This window comes from Candidatus Symbiopectobacterium sp. NZEC135 (assembly GCF_025962695.1).
Genome location: NZ_JAGFPF010000600.1, coordinates 1 through 1155 on the forward strand (window position 1 = coordinate 1; position 1155 = coordinate 1155).

The following is a 1155-nucleotide window of genomic DNA, read 5'->3' on the forward strand; positions in this document are numbered from 1 at the left end:
ACCGTCAATCTCGCCCCGGCGGATTTGCCCAAGGAGGGCGGGCGCTACGATCTGCCCATCGCACTATCGATTCTGGCAGCCTCAGAGCAGATTTGCGGCAAGGCGTTAGCGCAGTATGAGTTTCTGGGTGAATTGGGATTATCCGGGGCGCTACGCGCGATTACCGGCGCAATCCCGGCGGCCATCGCCGCGGGCAAGGCGGGTCGCCAGCTTATTTTGCCACTGGCTCATCAGCAGGAAATGGCGCTTATCGGGCACGGTGAGGTGCTGCTGGCAGAACACCTGAATGCGGTATGCGCCTTTTTGCACAGCGGTGAACCGTTGACCGGCAGTCAGGCGGTTGAGGTTCACGCGCCCGACCTCACCAACGCCCCGGATCTGGCAGATATCATTGGGCAAGAGCAGGGAAAACGGGCGCTCGAGGTCACCGCCGCCGGAGGCCACAACCTGCTGCTGATAGGGCCGCCCGGCACCGGAAAAACCATGCTGGCCAGCCGTCTTGCCGGGTTATTGCCCCCATTGAGCAACGAAGAGGCGCTGGAGGTGGCGGCCATTAATAGCCTGGTCAGCGCTGCGGATACCACACTGGGCTTGTGGCACACCCGCCCCTTTCGGGCACCTCACCACAGTGCATCAATGACAGCCCTGGTGGGCGGGGGCGGACTGCCAAAACCGGGAGAGATCTCGTTGGCGCACAACGGTATACTGTTTCTCGATGAGTTGCCCGAGTTCGAGCGGCGTGTCCTGGACGCTCTGCGAGAACCGTTGGAAGCCGGTGAAATCGTGATTTCCCGCACGCGGGCCAAAGTCAATTACCCCGCCCGCGTGCAGTTGGTCGCCGCTATGAACCCCAGCCCATCGGGGCACTATCAAGGTATCCATAACCGCCTGCCGGTGCAGCAGATCCTGCGCTATTTGGGTAAACTCTCCGGGCCGTTTCTCGACCGGTTCGATCTGTCGATTGAAGTCCCGTTACTGCCACCTGGAACGCTGCACAAACAAGGGCGTCAGGGAGAACGCAGCACCGACGTTCGAGCGCGCGTGTTGATGGCACGAGAGAGGCAACTGGCACGAGCGGGAAAAATCAATGCGCGCCTGACACCGCCGGAAATGGATATTCACTGCCGCTTGCACGAAGAGGATGCCGTCTGGCTG

1 protein-coding gene is annotated in these 1155 nt (G+C 61.3%); it reads left to right on the forward strand.

Annotation, left to right across the window (positions count from 1 at the left end; genetic code table 11):
• The coding region (locus J5224_RS35945; RefSeq protein ID WP_264628553.1) for a YifB family Mg chelatase-like AAA ATPase at positions 1 to 1155 on the forward strand (1155 nt) is incomplete at both ends.